Raw genomic sequence first — 17,929 nt, forward strand, 5'->3', positions numbered from 1 at the left:
AGACATAACACTAGCGAAATAACCGGAAAATGATATCTTATAAATTCTTTATTCCATCCTCAAGATAATATTTTCCTTCATCTAAAGCACGATAAAAAGCTGTAACATCCTGTTTAGTTACAACAGAACCGCCAATATTTGATGCACCACACCAACAAAGGAATCTTTTTGAATACATAAAAAATCAATGCTATATAGATTAGATCTTGATAAAAAAGTCGTTAAAAATATTGAAATAAATACTACCAACCTATATTGTTAATTGACTCATCTATTTTTTGAGTTACTGCTTATTACAGCTTGTCAAAAATCTAACTATTTCACAGTTGAAGCATTAAGAAAAGACCAAAGGCACCTTTCATCGGATGCTTTTTAAGCAGATTCAGTGGTTTATTGTTACTCAACTAACAAAGCAGGTTTGTTACAAAAGGAGATTAAAAAAGTTCAACCATTATGTTGAACTTTTAATGCTTGTTACATATTTTCAAATTGGAGATACTCTAAAATATTTCCGAAGGGGTCTCTGAAACTAATATATTTTCCTGGAGGACAATTAGTTGGTTCATCTACAATAAATTCCACTTCTTTATCTTTTAAAAAATTAACCGTTTCATAAATATCTTCAGTACTCAATCCTAATACAACTCCTGTAATTTTATTATCTTGATTAAAGGTTGTATTATCGTTCTCGTTCTCCTCTAAAATAATTGGTAACTCTCCGTGTACTAGTGATGCAATATTAGGTCCATACTGCTTGTTTAATTCAAAACCTAAAGTATTGGTATAAAAGTCAATTGCTTTGTTTAAATTGGGCACGTAAATACTTATAACACAAACCTGATTCACCATTTCACCCCACCTATTCTTAGTATTACCATAAATATTCTACACACATTTATGAGAATCCTTTATTTTGAAAAAACAGAGTTCATTCTACGCATTTTGTAGATTAGATCTGTCTCTTTGTTTTAATAGCAACAATCTTTGAGAAAACAGCCTTTATTTAAAACCTAAAAAAGCTTAGGAACAACTCCTAAGCCTTTCTATTATTGAGTAACGCTTGAAACAAACTCTATTCTGAAAAATATAAATCAAAATGGAGTTTAACCTTTTCTAGCCCCCGTTAGCCATCCAAGTCGTGTGAAATTAACACTAACCACAGAAAATGAAAGATGATTACGTTCTCATGGGAGTTTAAGTGTATTCATTCACTAATGTGCAAATAAGAGTGCAGAGCAAGGTCTATCAAGCAAGAGTATAAGAATATTAAAGAATGCGAACTTTAATACCGAAAACACCTGATGAAAAACAAATACTCAAAATCAAGAAACTGATTCCTACTATAATTGAAATTAACCCAATAGCATATTCGACTTTATCTTTAAAAATTTTGCATAAGATTTTATAAATAATAATTCCAAGGAATCCACCTAATCCATTCAAAATTATATCATCTATATCAGTAGCACCTACTTTAAATGAGTATTGCAAGATCTCAACTGCCACACTAATAAGAACGCTCCATAAAGTGTTAATGAATATCCTTTTATTGTGATTAAACAAAATCAAATAGATACCTAATGGTATAAATAAAACAATATTACCCAGTACATTAACTAATGAAAAAATACCACCAATAGATAAATAATCTGTTATAGTATAAAACGGTATAAGATTTATAGATTGAAATGAATTCGCTTTAAAAAATAAAAATGCAAATAAAATAAAAATATAAAATCCTAATCCTATAATTAACAAAATATAGTTGTGTTCTGTTTTTTTGCTTTCATTAATCTTCATAGAGTATTCTCCTAATGCTAATTTATTTTCTTATAAGATATCTGCCTATATTATTATAATCCCCTGTAAACATTAATATTTTACTTAATTTAATCCCTATTTTCGCCGTGTGGTAATACCGTTCATCAATTTCGTTCAGTTTATTCCGCACCCTCACCTAAGTTTCTACACGTTATCAGGAAATATTGTCACTATCACACCATCCGTATTATTGCCCGATACCTCAAAACGAAGATTTGCTGGCACATTAATAGTGGTATTTTCACTAACAGGATAATAAAAGGCCTCATATTTTTGACCATTTACAGTAGCAGAAATATGCTTTTCTTCTTTTAGATAGTCTAAATATTCCTCTAACACAAAATTCTTTTCTTTCATAATCGCACTATGTGGTAAACCGACATAGCGAATATGCCATGGTTCATTCATAATTCCCGTTATGTCCGTTTTATCCTCTGGATAACGTAGAGTAAACCCGTATTTCCAAGCGTTCTCTGCAATCCACTCTCCCTCAGGTGCTACCTCCATCTTCCCTTGGGTACTTCCCACATCAAGCGATAAACCTAAATTGTGTTCGCTGTAACCTGCTGGCAAGGCTCGAATGGAACCCATTTCTTTATAAAGTTTAGATTGCTCATCAAATCCTCGAAAACCACTTGTAATTAAAAAACTAGAAACTTCATCTTCTTCCGCATCAAGAACCATATCCGAAAATTTCCTTGCAATATCTTCTGATAAATATGTTTCGCTATTAAACAATCTGTATCCTTTTACCAATTCTTTGCGAACATTTAAATTGATGACATCTGATTTTATACTTTCATTGTGAACTGGGTGCTTACTGTTGACCAAAAGTAAATTTCCTTGATAAATTTGTTCTACTGGAATTTCTACTTTTTTTATATTTCCAGAAGACAACTTTCCCTCCACTACACCATTCTCATTATAGGCATTTCCTATTACACCTTTTTCATCTTGAAAGAATGGTCCTATCTTAAAGGCTGTCACACCCAAACATATTGAAAAAATTAATAAAAAGCCCCACTTTTTCATTCTTAATTTCTCCCTTATTCTTCTTTACTTAAAAGATTATAAGTAAAACTAATTAAGAAAAAAGTAGGATGAATCTTAAGTTTTTCTTAAATTACTTACTTAAAATATGAAGCTACCTTAACTATAGTGAAGAAAAAATAATTTCCCTCTTCATTTATAAAAGTGTTTTGAATTTATATTTATAATTTACAAGCTAGGTGTACGCTTCGCTAAAACCCAATAGAAATAATTAGCTTTTTATCCACTATCTGATGCACAATGGATCTCTGCGATATTTATGACGACGACGTACCCTACCAAACGTCAACAAAGGAATATTTTTAGATACATAAAAAACCAATGCTATATTCATAACTTTTTCTTTCATTTAAAACCTCAAAAAAAGCTTAGGAACAATTAAGTGTACCCTTTATAAAGGACATTTTGAAAAAAAGCTAGGCAACCTTTTGAAGCTGCCGTCTGTATTTTGCAGGCGGCAGTTTTTTCAACTTCCATTGCCCTCGATAATGGTTGTAATACATCATATAACTTTTTATTTCTCATTTTACTTCTTCTAATGTTTCGCACGCTTTCAGATTGGTTTCATCTTTAAAATGACCGAAGAAGGATTCTTGAGGGGCGTTATCCCAACAGTTTCCTCGGCGTGACATAGATTGCCCTAGTCCCATTTTCTTCACAAGTTTCTGGAATTTTGGATTCGTATAATGGAATCCTTGATCTGAATGAATACATGCATCTTTCGTTAAATGGTGGTGATTTCGCTTCAATTTACGAAGAGTATTGAGCGCAATATCCATACTTAATGAAGCAGATACTTCATACGCTAAAATTTCGTTTGTTTCAGCGTCCTTAATCGTTGATAAATAAGCACGTTTGCTGTTTCCATACGTCAAATACGTGATATCTGTTAATAATACTTTTCCTGCTACGCCTTGTTTAAAGTTACGCTGTAATTCATTTGGACATGTACGATGTTCTTTTGTTGCTTTGGCCATTCTACGTTCCGGATTCGCTTTTCGAATTGGGCATACAATCTCGAATTTCTTCATAATACGGCGAATACGTTTTAAGCTATATGTAATTCCATATTGATTTTCTAACGTCATCTTAATCTGACGTGCACCTTTTCTACGTCCTCGGAAATGATACGCTTTTAAAATGATCTCTTTGATTGCTTCATCTGCTAACTCATATGCTGCACGCTTTTGCATTGATTTCTCTGTGAAGTAATTATAGTAACATGAACGAGATACGCCCATGATTTCACATAAATAGCTTACTAAACGTTTTAGTTTATATTTTTGAATCGTTTTACTGATTAATTCAAACTTTAGTTCCGTTGCGATTGTTATTTCTTCTTTAACATCTGCCTTTCGAGTAGATCGAGCTTTTTTAAAAGTTCATTCTCCGCTTGTAATAATCGATTTTTTGCTTCTAATCGTGCAATTTTTTCTTCTAAACTTAATTCCCGTTCTACTGGACGACCTGAATTCGTTTTACGTGTATCTTGTAGACCAGCTACTCCAGTTGTGCGATAAGCTGCACGCCAACGCTTACCCGCTGAACTAATGCGCTTCAAACCAATCAGTTCTACATCTAAACCAGCCTCTTCAAAAATCGTTCTTGGGAGTTTTCCTTTTTCATTTTCTGCAATAAAATGGCGTTTAAACTCCTCAGTATAAGTAATTGCTTTACCACTAATAGCCTGGATATTAGGATTACATTTTAGTTGTTCTTGCTCTTTTTTAGTAAATAATCTTTTCGTCATTTATTCCGCTCCGACATCTTTTTTCTCATTATAAACAAAAGTACCCTATAGGATAGACTTTTTTCAAAGTGTCTATCTTATAGGGTACAGTTTAAACGTTGCGGGTTTTTATTTATCAAAAATCATTGGACTACACAAATCTATTCGAAACCTTTTTTAATTTTATTCGTACATTAATTAGAAAGTTTACCTTTATTATTATTCGGAGGTATTTAAATGGACTCTTTTGCACTGATGGCTTTTTCTTTTGCTTGTTTGTCATTTGTTTTTGCTGTCTCAGCAGATTCTAAAATCAAAAAGTTAGAAAAACGTATAGAGGAACTTGAAAGAAAAAAGTAGTTTTTTAATACATAACTGGATTATAGAGCGATATTTTAATCGCTGTTTAATCCTTATATTGTTCAATACTTAATGTTTGTGTATCAGAAAACTGATGTTAAAAGTTCTGGACGAATTTCATAATAGAACCCCCATTTATTAACTTTATAGGTTTTAACAAATTATACAAAAATACATAATTAAACCTATTTTAAGTTTATTTAACACAAAGCTTTTGATTTACTATATTTTGAAACGAAGGAGAATTATGAATGAAAATTCAAACCGGTAGTACATTAAATTATTTAAAAACAGAGGTAAATAAAAATATAAAAAATGAAAATCTCTTAGATTTATTTGGAAATGAAAATATACATAAAGACGAAGACGAAAAAAATAACAAATCTAAACTTGAAATCAGATATGAAAATGGTTATATACGTAAATATATTGTGAAACCAAATGGACAAAGAGTACTTATTATGGATGTTAAACAAACCCCAAAAAATATGAAAGAGTCCGGAGATTTAAATGATATGTTGATACAACAGGTTGAAAAGTTATCTAATCCAAAAAAATATGAACAGAATACTTCTATTTTTGAAAAAGAAAAAAATATTTCTAAATATAAAACAGGTATTTGAGGACAATAATTTTATTGCACATTAGAATCCTTTATAAAAAAGATGTCTGCTTCCCCCATAAGCAGACATCTTTTTATCTTAATTATACTTTGTTGTATTTTATATCATCAAAATGACTGTAGGAAATGGGTTTCATTTTCACTTTGAAACATCCCCTTAAAGCCGTTGGTTACCCCTAAACATTTCCAAGTGTTGTTGTTTAGTTACCATATTTATAATAATTCTTCTGCTTTGGCATATTAGTAGTCTCTTGCCTGAAATCAAAGTCTTATCATTGAATGATCAATTTCTAATTCTTTCGCTACTGAAGCTCTTGAAGTTGTAAGTTTTATTTAAATTCACTCTAAATTCTTGATTTCACTGCTTGTTTAAAAAAAGATTGCATTGGTTACTTTGAAACTATTTTAGTAACCATTGTTAGTATCATATAATTTATCTCAAGATTTTTTTGTCCAAATGACAACTGGAATAAGGATCAAAGATAATAGACCTCCAGCTAAAGATAATGTTGCATAGCTTGCATTAGCCACTACCATGCCTGAGAGAGCACCACCAGAAGCTCCTGCTAGTGCAACTAAAACATCTATTTTCCCTTGCGTTTTTGCACGTGTAGAAGGCTCTGTTGAATCAACTATTTGTGCAGTACCACTAATTAAGCCAAAGTTCCACCCTATTCCAAGTAAAGAAAGTGCTACGATTAATAGAACTAAAGAATCGCTCGGTGCGAATGCGGCTAATAAACCTGCAAATAACAAAGTCACTCCGGAAGCAATACTCATGGCTGTTCGTCCGACTTTATCCACAAGAATACCTGTTACGAGCGACGGAAGATACATAGCACCTACATGAAATCCTATAACAATTCCTACTTCCGATAAACCATGACCATGATGTTTCATATGTATGGGTGTCATTGTCATGATAGCAACCATTACAATTTGGGTAAGTACCATAACCGTTGCACCTACTGCAAGACCACTTTTATTAGAAACTTTTTTATTAAAGGATTCGATCTTATTCCCATGCTCAGTTTCTTGTTTGTGCGCTTCAATCATTTTCGCTATTTCTAATGGATCCGGACGTAACATAATAAAAAGGACCAAACCCGCTAAGATATATGCTGTTGCTGATAAGATAAAGGGACCCGCAAGAGCCGGCACACCAATAGAAACAGCAAATCCCCCCATAATATCTACTAGATTTGGCCCTGCAACAGCACCGAATGTTGTCATCACCATTGTTGTACTGATAGCCGTTGCTCGTTGTTTATTATTGGCTAAATCTGTCCCTGCATAGCGGGCTTGTAAATTTGTTGCAGTTCCTGCGCCATAGATTAGTAGAGAAGCGAATAATAAAATGACACTATTTATGATGGCAGCAATCACTACACCAATTGCACCGAGTCCTCCGACAATAAAACCTGCCGATAAACCTGTACGACGACCATAACGTTGAGATAATTTCCCCACAATTAAAGCTGTCCCCGCCGACCCTAAAGTTAATAAAGCGGAAGGTACGCCTGCATAAGCATCCGTTCCTAGCATTTGTTGAGCTAAAAGAGCCCCTACCGTAATACCTGCTGCAAGTCCTGCCCCACCAAAAACTTGTGAGAGACTAACAACGAGTAGCACTCGTCTATATAAGCTCTTTAGCTTTTCGGGTGATTCTATATAAGTCTCTATCGGGTCTTGTGTTTTTCCAAACATTTTTTTCAATACCTTCTTTCTACTTATCTTAATGATTAAACATAATCATTTTGTCAGCCCATTCGACAACTTCTACAAAATCATTCATTGCAGAGATTTGACAATAGATATTTTATCAAGAGATCGCAATATTATTTAGAATTCAAATAAAAATACCATCTATTACTTTTATTACTTTTCCATTCAACAAACCTGTCCTCGTTAGTCATAAAAGTTCTTAGCAAAAGAAAGCAGAAGTACCGTCCATAGACCGTATCCTAAATATTCCTATGTAAAATGTATATAGAACGTAATAAGAAGATAGAACTGTCAAAGTAGAATACAAATTTGACAGTTCCTTTTTAATTAATGCGCTTGCATCACAACATTCTTTTTCTTTGAATATAATAAAAAAGTGATCGTTAAGCTTAAGCTGATTATACCAAAAACTAGTCCCAATCCACTTAAACCAACTAAATCTAGCATCATGCCTGTTGACAATAAGACGACTTGAAAGATGACAGAATCGATCATATTACGGAATGAGAAAAATCGGCCATGAAAATCTTTTGGCACTTGCTTTTGAAAAATCACCATGGTCGTTGGGAAAAAACAGCCTACTGAAAAACCAAAAACGCCAAAAGCTACTAATGCAAAAAATTTAATATCCGATAATAGTAGCATGAGCTCCATCGAGCCGATGATAAATGCTAAAGTAAAGAGGAGTGTACCAATTTTCACCCGTTCCGTAATCAATTTTAAACCAGCTGCCCCAAGCATAAAACCAATGCCCTCAACTGTATACAATAATCCAGATATTGTCGTTGAATGATGAATCTCAGAAATTTTCATAATAACTAAATTAAAGGAACCTAAAAATAATGTTGGAATTAACATTAAAACAAGTGTCATTAAAACTATTGGGTGCTCCTTCACCATCGGTAACACTTCTTTAAAGCCGCCCTTTTCCTTAGTTGCTAAAGAATGATTATCCATCTCGTCTAATTGTAGGAAGCTCGTAATAACAAACATCAAAATATAGACAATAAATGAAATGATGTACAACCATTTCAACTCAAAGAAACTTAACATGAATCCTGCTGCAGCCGTACCAATTATCCTTGAAATCGTTCGGGCATTCATTTGCCAAGCATTAAGTGTGATTAAATCCTTATCCTTAACAATCATTGGAATAATAGATTGTAGAGCAGGCATATAAAAGGCTGCTGCTATTTGCAGCGTAATTAAAAAAAGAATCATCCATACAACCGAATTTGTAAAAAGTGCCATAAACATAAATAAAACACTTATAATTCGTCCTACACTTGCCCACTGTATAACTGTTTTTTTCTGCGAATTATCAATAATACGTCCTGCCAACGGACCTACTATTAAGCCAGCCAATATACCGCAAGAAATAATTAATGATTTGTGAAAGTCAGAGGGAACGACCTCTTGCATAAAAGCTAGATTGCCTATAATCCCAGCCCATAAGCCAAGACCAACGACAAATTCACCCAATAAAATAATCCATACATTCCGATTATGCCACATGCCGTATCTCCTTGTTGTTTCATTTATTAATTACTACATAGTAACAAAATTACAAATAATCGTACATAGTCGTTTTTCAAAAGTAAGAACTATGCAGAAGATTAGAGGCAAAAGCAAAAAAACACCGTTTGATTCCAGTATCAAACGATGTTTAGCTTTTTTTGAATAAAGCAGGCTGTAACTCATATTCAATTTATAGTGATTTTCTAATAAGGCGCCGCCAGCCTATCCAGAAAATAATAATCAATATACCTGCTCCAACAGATTCGGTCAGTTTCCACAATAGTATAAGAATCAGTAAAATAATTAACGGAAGAATCGTCAGCTTCAAATCATCTAATTCTTTCATTCGCGCACTCTTCTTTCTTATGAGACATAATTAGCATTCATAATACTTTCGCAAACACAACTGATATTTACTTTCAAATTATTATTAATGTAAAATTTTAAAATAGACTATCTCCCCCATCCCACATAACGATGGATACTGCTTATCTTCATCATATTCTGAAGGTAGCATAATGGAAACCTCATATTTTGATATTTTCATTTGATTATATTACATCACATTTTTTGTTCTCTTCTTCTTTTGGGACAATTAATGAAATTAATGTGGCGTCTTAATAACAATCGATAGCGTAAGTCTTAAAAAATTTATTCACTTCCACATAAGAATTGCGAACATATTTAGCCTTTCGAAACTTTCAACTGATACTGCTCAACTATTCGGCTAAAGAATGAGGCTAGAACTTGCTGAAATAACATACCAAATACTACTGGCATGACCGTTTTTGAAAGTATGTAGTGGCTATCACTACTCCAACAGCAATATTCCGCATCCCTCCTGTAAAAACAAACATTGTTATAATACTTGTATCCCTCCCCGAGTACTAAACATAGCGCATATCCTGATACAGCTAGAACAAATACGACTACTATAACAACGACAAGTTCCCAGCTAAAATGTTTAATATACGGGGCGATTGCGCTACTATTAATCATCACAATGCTAAATAAGCTTAGTTTTGAAAAAGGGGCTAATTTCTTTCCTAGTGTCATTGCAATATTGCCTTTCGTCAACTCGTTTAACGCTACACCTACAAGTGAAGGCACAACAATCATCCAAAGTAAATCTAGCATTAGACCTGCAGTATCAATTTCGATTGTTTGCCCCATAACAATATGTAGTAAAGCAGGAATAACTACGGGTGATATAAGTGTGTCGATTAAAATAATCGCAAGACACAATGGAAGATGTCCTCTACAAATACTTACCCAAATAAAACTCGTTACTCCAGTTGGCACAGCGACCGATAAGACAAAGCCAATCGTTAGTAAGTGATCGTGAAAGATAACGGTTGATACAAAATAAGCCCACATTGGCATCATCAGATGTAAAAATACAAGGGCTATTACTATAACCTTTGAGTAACTTCGAAGATTTTTTATCCCTTCAAAACTCATATTTAAACTACCTGCAAACGTCATAAAAGCAAAAAGCCACGGCATTAAAAATAGAAGCTGATGCCCTACATTCCCCAATAAAACACCCACCACTAAACTTAGTGGTGTTAAAATAGGCATCCATTTTTGGAGATATTTATTGAAACTATTCAACATCTCTGTTTATTCCTTCTTTCCCAAAAGAATCTCTTATAGGATTGCACTATCTCATCCTTTCTACTTAAAATAAACTAGAAAAATTTGCAGTTTTTATCCATATCCTTCAAACTATTAATAGTACTAGAAAGAAAGGATGACAGAGACAAATGAAAAAAATAGTGTTCGCTTTATTGCTTCCCATACTTGTTGTGGCAAGTGGATACACTGTGCAAGCTGCTGGTTTTAAAGATGTGCCAGAAGATCACTATGCGTATGAAGCCATCCTGTGGGCAGAGGAATATGATATCGTTAATGGCTATGCAGATGGTACATTTAAGCCCAATGCAACAATCACGGAGCAACAATTCGCAAAACTACTTGCTAATTTTTATGAGCTCGAATCACCTTATGATGAGCTAAAAAAACAAACCCCTCTAGCAAACTGGTCTGATGAATTTTACAATCGACTTGCAAGCTATGGTGTACCATTAAACGGGTATTTCGATAACAATATTCGAGGAGCTAATGTGAAGCGCGGGGTTGTGGCACAGGCTATTTCACATTTAGTTAATGGTAAAAGTGGATTAGATCAATCCATACAGTTTTTACTCGATTATTACATTTCCACTGGTCAAAACTTACAGTATGAAAACCGTAATTTACAGAAATTTTTTGGCGTGTCAAACAATATGACGCGAGCTCAAGTCGTTACAATGCTACACCGTATGGATGAAAGAAATTTTTATGAGATTTCAGATTACGCACAAAAAATCAACGAAAATATGAGTAATGCTTCATTAAATACACGAGCGAAAAATGGCCAAAATCAGCTAGATAAAACAATGCAGCTGACAACACCTTCTAATAGTGCTTGGAATGGCACCTATTCGTATTACTATAAATGGGGGACTGGCTCAACTGATTTTAATCGCCGTGATGCCTATATTTCAAACGCAACAAGCAAAAGCTTTACTATTTTCATGACTGCCAATGATGGGACAGCTGCAGGGAGTGTCGATGGGACAGCGACGATTACTTCTAACACTAAGGCCGTGATGAATAAATCCTCAAACGGCAATCGATGTGTCTTGGAATTTGAACGTCATAATAATGCGCTTAAAATTACCGAGGTAGATTGTCGTAAAGAGCATGACGAAGGAACGAATTTTTCCGGGACTTTAAAGAAGCAATAAATTCCCCATAGATCAAACTGTATGGCCCTTTATTAATCACAATAATACTCTTCAATTGTGAAAAGAACTAAAAAGTGCAAATGGATTAAAAAATTCATTCGCACTTTTTTGATATAACTTTGTACTTTAAAAGATTGCTTAGTCAGTAAACAAATAGAATCCATTTTGAAAAAAGTCACGGGTAAACAATATATGCCCTTAAAACTTCTTATACATTTTCATAGCAATCTCTATAAAATCAGCGAGATACGGAGATATATGCTTATCCTTATGCCAAGCGATATCCGTAAAAATGTTTGCTAATTTCGTTGATGTAACCAATTCTTGTAAACGTTTGTTTTTTAGCTCCTCCTCCACCACCATTTTGGGTAAAAACGTAATACCTAAGCCCGCCATCACACATTGCTTAATGGCTTCAATACTTGCAAATTCAATCATTTGTATTGGAAGCGCAGCTTCTTGTTGCAGCTGTACTTCCAATTGATTACGGTAAGAGCAACCGCTCTCCGTCAGAAGCATCGTTTCATTTGAAAGTTGCAGTAAAGAAAATACCGCTCTCTCCTCATTGCTATCAGTAGGTGCACTGACAAAAACTAATTGCTCTTGAATAAGTCGCTCACGATGTAACATAGGTGTTTCCTTATAGGCATCCGTAATAAATGCTATATCTAAATTGCCTGACTGTAATAAATCTTTGGCTATTTCAGTTGTATGCACAGGTTTAAAAATGATTTTGACTTGTGGATGGGATTTCTGAAATTGTTGTAAAACACTTGGCAGACGGTATACACATTGACTTTCCTGTGCACCAATTTTTAATACCGCTTGTGTTTGTTCATTTAATACAGCTTTTTTCATCTCCACATTTAGATCTAACATTTTTTGTGCATACTGTTGTAATCGCTGGCCCTCCTCCGTAAGAGTGATGCGTTTGCCAAGCCGCTCAAAAAGGACTACACCAAGCTCTTCTTCAAGCGATTTAATTTGTGCTGTAATACTCGATTGAGCATAATCTAATAGCTGTGCTGTTTGCGTAAAACTTAACGTTTCTGAAGCTGTTAAAAACGTTTGCAGCTGTTTAATATCCATCTTCCCCACCCCTAAATCGTTTTTTTCGATACATTCCATCGAAACATTCAGCTTTATCGATAATAAAGATAAGTTTACACTAGTTATAACCTGAAGGACAGAGGAGGATTTTCATGAACATTACCGCATTTATTGGTAGCTCTAGAGCCGATAGTAATAGTGAACAATTAGCTAATTATGTTTTAGAGGGCTTACATCATAAAAAAATAGATCTAAAAAATTTAACGATCGAGCCTATTCACGATTTGCGCCATGATGATAATGGCTTTCAGTTTGTAGATGATGATTATGATCAAATTATCCATGCGCTTTTAACAAGTGACGTCGTTATTTTTGCCACACCGATCTATTGGTACAGCATGTCAGGAATAATGAAAAACATGGTAGATCGACTGAGTCATGCTATTCGAGATGAGCGTTTCCCACAGCTAAAAGAAAAGCTACAAACTACCGAGGCCATCGTTCTTGCCGTCGGTGGTGATGCCCCATATATAAAGGGTCTACCAATGATTCAGCAATTCCAGTATATTTTTGACTTCTTAAAGATGCCGTTCTCCTCGTACATCATTGGAGAGGCAAACAAACCTGGTGAGATACGTCACGATGAACAAGCACTGACGCAGGCATCTATTTTAAATAAGCAGTTAAAAGCACGTATCTATCCCATTTAAAAAAACGACCTGAAAGCAGCTATGCTTTTAGGTCGTTTCATTATGTTGAAACAAAATGATCGAGAAAATTTTAGTGAGAATTAAGGCATCCTCTTAAAAGTCCCCCTTCAGCAAAACGAGTGGTTGATTTCCGCTCCGACTGAGTGCTTTTCTGGGGGCGACTTCTCCTTTTGCTTGTAATCTTCACTAAATTTAAAAACAAAAAATTAAAAATCCTATTCGCTAAACAATTTTTGTGTAAATTTATCTACCAAGCAGCTGATGCTTTTTGATTGTTCACTTTCATCTTTATATTTTAAATCAAGATTTGACAGTGGCTCAATAATGAAGTTACTCCCCTTACTTTGTAAACTAAATGGGACATTGTCATATATAGCAAATAACACAAAATTATAATTTGGTAACGTACTATATTTAGTAAGAAGTTTATTTTTTATCCCTTCCCAAACTATTGGAATTACATCCCCAGATAGTTGGTCTCCTATTCGATATCCATTATAAGGACTGAACCACCAAACTTTAAAGGACTTCAATATTTGATCAAATGTCTCCTTGCCTTCTATATTATTTTTAAAGAGGGTATGATAATTAAAACTATTTGGCTTATTTATAAAATTGATATCCATTGTTAGAACTTCATTGTCAATAATACGATCGTGGAGAGAGTGAATATAATTTTCCCAATATTTGGATATTTCATCTATAAAAGCATCCATTGATAAAAGTGTATTTTTCTCTAAATACAAGAAAGGAAATACTTTTGGTTCATCACTATATTCATAGTAGTTTTTATAAACGTTTGAAACATAGACAAGAAAATTTAATATGATTGAACAATCATTTCGAAGAATCACTACTTCATCCCACCTTTATTTTTTAATTGATTATTACCTTATAATAACAAAAAAACTAAGCCTCAAGGACTTAGTTTTTTTAATTTTTTATTTTCTATAAGCAGTACTACAGTTTGGAACCACAAAACTCGATGTTCCTTGATTGTCTCTTGCTACTCCTGTTAGTTTCACTGAGTAAGTTTTCCCTCCAGTTGACGGTCCATAGGCAATGTCAGTTAATGCCTTTGTCGCTTGACCCATTCCACTTACTGGGATTGTGTTAACAACTTTTTTTCCATTTGAAATTAAAATTTCTCCAACAAATGAATATAGAGTACTAAATTTCGGGTTAACATACCACCATATTTTTCCGCCGCCCTGATCTTCAATTTTTGCTACCCCTCCATTTCCCGTACATGTAACAAATGGCTGTACAGTATTTACTTCATGACTCATACTACTTCCTCCTCTCCTTGATAGTTAAGTTACATTTACATATTCAACTTAATTTACAAATAACCGGTCATTATTGAACTTTTGAATATGTATCTAATAAAGAGGTTTTTAATACTAAAAAAACAACCATAAACCGTAAATTAGAAAAAAAATTAATAATACGAAGCTATTAATATAGTTAACGCAAGTTCCCTAGAAAGCTATTTTCGCTATACCATGTTTTTTAAATCACACTGTAATCAAAAAACGACCACATTTTAATGGTCGTTTGTAAATTCTAGCTCTTTAGGTGGATCGCCTTTTTTATTCATTAATCGCATACGTATTGGCTCGATTTTTAATGTAATCATTTCATCTTGATTACCAACGAAAATGCTTGTAAAAAGTTCGGCTAACTTATTTTTTATTCCTTCCTCTAAAATCTCTGTTAGCTTTCCTTCAATTTCAACGTACGTGTCACCAAAACCTCCATTTTCGTATCCATATAATATATGTGTATATGGGTTTTTACGAAGCTCTTCCATTTTTTCAGAATGTTTATTCGTTACTGTGTACAATACAAAATCTTCATGTTGGAATGTCATATAACGTGAGTACGGTTTGCCATTCTCAACGGTTGCCATCGTTCCTATTTTTTCACGATTTAAAACTTCTAGTATTTCATCTCGCACAGAGGTCATATCATCTCATCCTTTCTTATCCATACTATTTTGTCCTTATTTAGCTTAGTTAATCATATTTTTTGAAAAATATGAATTGACAATTTTCGATTCATTTTAAAATCTATTGTTATAATAATTTGTTGAACAACATGAATTTTTAGAATGAGGGTTATAATGATGAAGGAAGCATTTTTCACACGGTGTCTGTTCTTCTTAACGGGTATTTTGCTTTTATCCTTAGGTATAACATTGACAATTAAAGGTCAGATTTTCGGTGTTGGTTCATGGGATGTATTACATATTGGACTAGCTAAAACATTGGGATTAACTATTGGTACTTGGTCCATTCTCATCGGACTAGCCATAATAGCATTTGATATAGTAATAACAAAGAAATTCCCACTGCCGGGTACGTTTATAGATATGTTTTTAGCAGGAATCTTTATTGATATTTTTAACTATTTGATTCCTGATATAGATGGTTTTTGGTTGCAACTGCTTTCATATGTATGTGGCTTACTATTACTTGGCTGGGGTTGCGGTATGTATATGGTGGCAAATTTAGGGATTGGTCCTCGTGATTCATTAATGCTTCTAATGGTTCATAAGCTTGGCTGGAGTGTCACACGCTCTCGAACAACTATGGAAGTAACTGTCGCTTTGATTGGCTTTTTACTAGGTGGTCCTATCGGCGTTGGTACTGTGCTAATGGCTTTCGGACTAGGACCGATTGTACAGTTTGCTTTAACATATAATGAAAAATTATTTATGAGATGGACTGGCGTGAAAAGCGCTGTAGTATAGGCTTACAAGACAATGCAAAAGTGCATTGTCTTTTTTTATTCGGTTGAAATATACAGTTTAACTATATATAATCGAACTATATAGTTGAACTGTATATGAGGTGAACTTGTGAAAAAACATAAATTACTACCTTTATCTGAAACCATGCATTATATTTTACTCGCCTTACGTGAACCGCTTCATGGCTATGCGATGATGCAAAAAATCGAGGAAATGAGCGCTGGTAGTGTAAGGATTGCGGCCGGCACTATGTATGGCGCAATTGAAAATTTGTTGAAATACCATTGGATTTCACCTGTAGAGACCCAAGATACGAGACGTAAGGTTTATCAAACAACAGCTGAGGGATTAGAAATATTATCGGCTGAGCAAAAAAGATTGCAGCGAATTTTATCTTTATATGAGGGAGCTGATGGACATGATCAAGTTTAAACTCTTTTTTGATATCGAAAAAGAAGAAAAATGGTTAAATCATATGTTGTCCAAAGGATGGGTTTGTACAAATGTGATTTCTGGCGGTTTTTATACATTTAAAAAGACAGATGATCTTGAACAAGTTATCCGTATTGATTTTCAGCAAGATCTTAAAAAAGCAGAGCGAACTAACTATAAACAGTTATATGAGGATTTTGGATGGCAAACATTAAAAGAAAAATCGTATGATGGTTCCTATTATTGGTTTAAAAGAAAAGATGGCAATGATGAATTATTTTCTGATCATGATTCGCAAATTGCTAAATATAAACGATTAATGAAGCATTCTAGCTATTGGGCCATACTCTTTTTTATATGGTTAATGATGTTTTATTCCAATGATAACTTTTACCCTTTCAATATAAAGGATGCTTATTTTACGCCAGGTTTATGGGATGAAGAAGGTTTTTCTTTCCTTTTTTCTTTTTTATTTGAAACACCCCTTGCCATCATGCGGTTTATCCTACCTTGGCTCTTTTTCGCAACTTTCGGTATGTATGTAGTGACGTATTTCCGTTACCGCAAATCTTTACAGCAGTTTATGCAATAAACAGCAAGGAACCTCTTACCGCACGTGTAAGATGGCTCCTTTTTTGTTGCTATTCTTCTGACGCAGATGGATTTTTCCCAGTAGCCTCGATTACTTCAGGGGTCCCATCCACTATGTCGTCCTCCTGTACATTTTCAGCGGCAGGAGGTGTAATCGTCACTAATGTATAGTCATCTTCCTGTAATATTTCAAAAGAGAACTTTTCGCGAATATCTCCTACATAAAGTGATGTCCCGATTGCTACATCAGTCACATCCACCTCTATTGTTTCAGGAATTTCTGACGGACTTACTTTTATGCGAACTTCACGGTTAGGCTGTAATAGGAAACCACCATCAGCAACTCCAATAGCATGACCCTTAACCGTTACTGGAATATCAACCTCTAGTTCTTCGGACATATTGATGGACTTAAAATCTACATGCTTAACATTGCCCTTTAACGCACAGCGTTGTACTTCTGTTAATACCGCGTTGACACGTTTACCGTCTACATCTAATTGAAAGACATTTTTATTGCCGAATTGAGCTAACATTTTTGCAAATTGTCTGGCATCCAGTGATACTGCTGTGGATTCCATTTGATAGCCATAAACAACACCCGGAATAGCACCGTTCTGTCTAAGTTGAGTTAATGATGAATTACGCCCTTTATCGCGTTTATTTACAGTTAAAACAGTATTCATCGTCTTTTCCCCTTTCATGGAAACTAGTCTCATAAAAGGTTTTGCCCGTTCTAATGATTTTTATACCTATTGAATCTACTGTTCAATA

The 17,929-nt window shown here is 34.1% G+C and carries 20 protein-coding genes and 1 pseudogene; 7 read left to right on the top strand and 14 right to left on the bottom strand.

Translation table 11 applies throughout. From position 1 onward, the window contains the following. Positions 1–37 precede the first annotated feature (37 nt). The 5 genes and pseudogenes from ABNX05_RS17790 to ABNX05_RS17810 all read right to left on the bottom strand — a co-directional run bounded on the left by ABNX05_RS17790 (position 38) and on the right by ABNX05_RS17810 (position 4,621). Positions 38–178, bottom strand: coding sequence for a hypothetical protein (locus tag ABNX05_RS17790; protein WP_349660930.1), 141 nt, complete (start codon positions 176–178; stop codon positions 38–40). A 296-nt stretch (positions 179–474) separates the two neighbouring features. Continuing rightward, complete coding sequence (locus ABNX05_RS17795) at positions 475–849, bottom strand: VOC family protein (protein ID WP_349660931.1); 375 nt, start codon at positions 847–849, stop codon at positions 475–477. A gap of 417 nt (positions 850–1,266) precedes the next feature. After that, on the bottom strand, positions 1,267–1,800 hold the full coding sequence (locus ABNX05_RS17800) for a VanZ family protein (RefSeq protein WP_349660932.1): 534 nt from the start codon (positions 1,798–1,800) through the stop codon (positions 1,267–1,269). 165 nt (positions 1,801–1,965) lie between these two features. Beyond that, on the bottom strand, positions 1,966–2,853 hold the full coding sequence (gene vanY, locus ABNX05_RS17805; RefSeq protein WP_349660933.1) for a VanY-A/VanY-F/VanY-M family D-Ala-D-Ala carboxypeptidase: 888 nt from the start codon (positions 2,851–2,853) through the stop codon (positions 1,966–1,968). Between the two features lie 434 nt (positions 2,854–3,287). Then, positions 3,288–4,621 (bottom strand): annotated as a pseudogene (locus ABNX05_RS17810) (IS3 family transposase). A gap of 216 nt (positions 4,622–4,837) precedes the next feature. Between ABNX05_RS17810 and ABNX05_RS17815 the strand changes: the two are divergent. Together ABNX05_RS17815 and ABNX05_RS17820 are read left to right on the top strand one after the other, a co-directional pair. Beyond that, a complete protein-coding gene (locus ABNX05_RS17815; protein WP_349660934.1) occupies positions 4,838–4,960 on the top strand; it encodes a hypothetical protein in 123 nt (40 codons plus the stop codon). 251 nt (positions 4,961–5,211) lie between these two features. After that, the gene (locus tag ABNX05_RS17820; protein WP_349660935.1) at positions 5,212–5,583 is read left to right on the top strand and encodes a hypothetical protein; all 372 of its coding nucleotides are present in this window, start codon (positions 5,212–5,214) and stop codon (positions 5,581–5,583) included. Positions 5,584–6,020: 437 nt separating this feature from the next. Here the strand turns inward: ABNX05_RS17820 and ABNX05_RS17825 are convergent, their stop codons facing one another. The 4 genes from ABNX05_RS17825 to ABNX05_RS17840 all read right to left on the bottom strand — a co-directional run bounded on the left by ABNX05_RS17825 (position 6,021) and on the right by ABNX05_RS17840 (position 10,442). Continuing rightward, the gene (locus tag ABNX05_RS17825) at positions 6,021–7,289 is read right to left on the bottom strand and encodes an MFS transporter (RefSeq protein ID WP_349660936.1); all 1,269 of its coding nucleotides are present in this window, start codon (positions 7,287–7,289) and stop codon (positions 6,021–6,023) included. 345 nt (positions 7,290–7,634) lie between these two features. Further along, positions 7,635–8,822, bottom strand: coding sequence for an MFS transporter (locus tag ABNX05_RS17830; RefSeq protein ID WP_349660937.1), 1,188 nt, complete (start codon positions 8,820–8,822; stop codon positions 7,635–7,637). Between the two features lie 193 nt (positions 8,823–9,015). Continuing rightward, positions 9,016–9,171, bottom strand: a complete 156-nt coding sequence (locus tag ABNX05_RS17835; protein WP_349660938.1) for a hypothetical protein — start codon at positions 9,169–9,171, stop codon at positions 9,016–9,018. A gap of 338 nt (positions 9,172–9,509) precedes the next feature. After that, entirely contained in the window at positions 9,510–10,442 is a 933-nt protein-coding gene (locus tag ABNX05_RS17840; RefSeq protein ID WP_349660939.1) for a bile acid:sodium symporter family protein, read from the bottom strand. A gap of 149 nt (positions 10,443–10,591) precedes the next feature. Here ABNX05_RS17840 and ABNX05_RS17845 point away from each other — a divergent pair, with 149 nt between their 5' ends. After that, on the top strand, positions 10,592–11,617 hold the full coding sequence (locus ABNX05_RS17845; protein ID WP_349660940.1) for an S-layer homology domain-containing protein: 1,026 nt from the start codon (positions 10,592–10,594) through the stop codon (positions 11,615–11,617). A gap of 198 nt (positions 11,618–11,815) precedes the next feature. Here the strand turns inward: ABNX05_RS17845 and ABNX05_RS17850 are convergent, their stop codons facing one another. After that, positions 11,816–12,706, bottom strand: a complete 891-nt coding sequence (locus ABNX05_RS17850; RefSeq protein ID WP_349660941.1) for a LysR family transcriptional regulator — start codon at positions 12,704–12,706, stop codon at positions 11,816–11,818. Between the two features lie 113 nt (positions 12,707–12,819). Here ABNX05_RS17850 and ABNX05_RS17855 point away from each other — a divergent pair, with 113 nt between their 5' ends. After that, a complete protein-coding gene (locus ABNX05_RS17855; RefSeq protein ID WP_349660942.1) occupies positions 12,820–13,377 on the top strand; it encodes a flavodoxin family protein in 558 nt (185 codons plus the stop codon). Between the two features lie 215 nt (positions 13,378–13,592). On the opposite strand, the gene ABNX05_RS17860 is transcribed toward ABNX05_RS17855, so the two are convergent. From ABNX05_RS17860 to ABNX05_RS17870, 3 genes are all read right to left on the bottom strand, one after another. Then, a complete protein-coding gene (locus ABNX05_RS17860) occupies positions 13,593–14,231 on the bottom strand; it encodes a hypothetical protein (RefSeq protein ID WP_349660943.1) in 639 nt (212 codons plus the stop codon). Positions 14,232–14,318: 87 nt separating this feature from the next. Continuing rightward, entirely contained in the window at positions 14,319–14,666 is a 348-nt protein-coding gene (locus tag ABNX05_RS17865; protein WP_349660944.1) for a hypothetical protein, read from the bottom strand. Between the two features lie 257 nt (positions 14,667–14,923). Beyond that, entirely contained in the window at positions 14,924–15,346 is a 423-nt protein-coding gene (locus tag ABNX05_RS17870; RefSeq protein ID WP_132359637.1) for a pyridoxamine 5'-phosphate oxidase family protein, read from the bottom strand. A 159-nt stretch (positions 15,347–15,505) separates the two neighbouring features. Here ABNX05_RS17870 and ABNX05_RS17875 point away from each other — a divergent pair, with 159 nt between their 5' ends. The 3 genes from ABNX05_RS17875 (at position 15,506) to ABNX05_RS17885 (ending at position 17,156) form a co-directional block, all read left to right on the top strand. Continuing rightward, positions 15,506–16,132 (top strand): YczE/YyaS/YitT family protein, encoded by a 627-nt coding sequence (locus ABNX05_RS17875; RefSeq protein WP_349661022.1) that lies wholly within the window; start codon positions 15,506–15,508, stop codon positions 16,130–16,132. Positions 16,133–16,276: 144 nt separating this feature from the next. Beyond that, positions 16,277–16,564 (top strand): PadR family transcriptional regulator, encoded by a 288-nt coding sequence (locus ABNX05_RS17880; protein WP_349661023.1) that lies wholly within the window; start codon positions 16,277–16,279, stop codon positions 16,562–16,564. Next, complete coding sequence (locus ABNX05_RS17885; protein ID WP_349660945.1) at positions 16,551–17,156, top strand: DUF2812 domain-containing protein; 606 nt, start codon at positions 16,551–16,553, stop codon at positions 17,154–17,156. Before ABNX05_RS17880 ends, ABNX05_RS17885 begins: the two co-directional genes overlap by 14 nt. A gap of 49 nt (positions 17,157–17,205) precedes the next feature. Here the strand turns inward: ABNX05_RS17885 and ABNX05_RS17890 are convergent, their stop codons facing one another. Then, positions 17,206–17,841 carry a 50S ribosomal protein L25/general stress protein Ctc gene (locus ABNX05_RS17890; RefSeq protein WP_349660946.1) on the bottom strand — a complete coding sequence of 212 codons (636 nt, stop codon included), beginning with the start codon at positions 17,839–17,841 and terminating at the stop codon, positions 17,206–17,208. Between the last annotated feature and the right edge of the window lie 88 nt (positions 17,842–17,929).

The sequence above is a fragment of the Lysinibacillus zambalensis genome (assembly GCF_040183165.1).
Taxonomy (GTDB): domain Bacteria; phylum Bacillota; class Bacilli; order Bacillales_A; family Planococcaceae; genus Lysinibacillus; species Lysinibacillus zambalensis.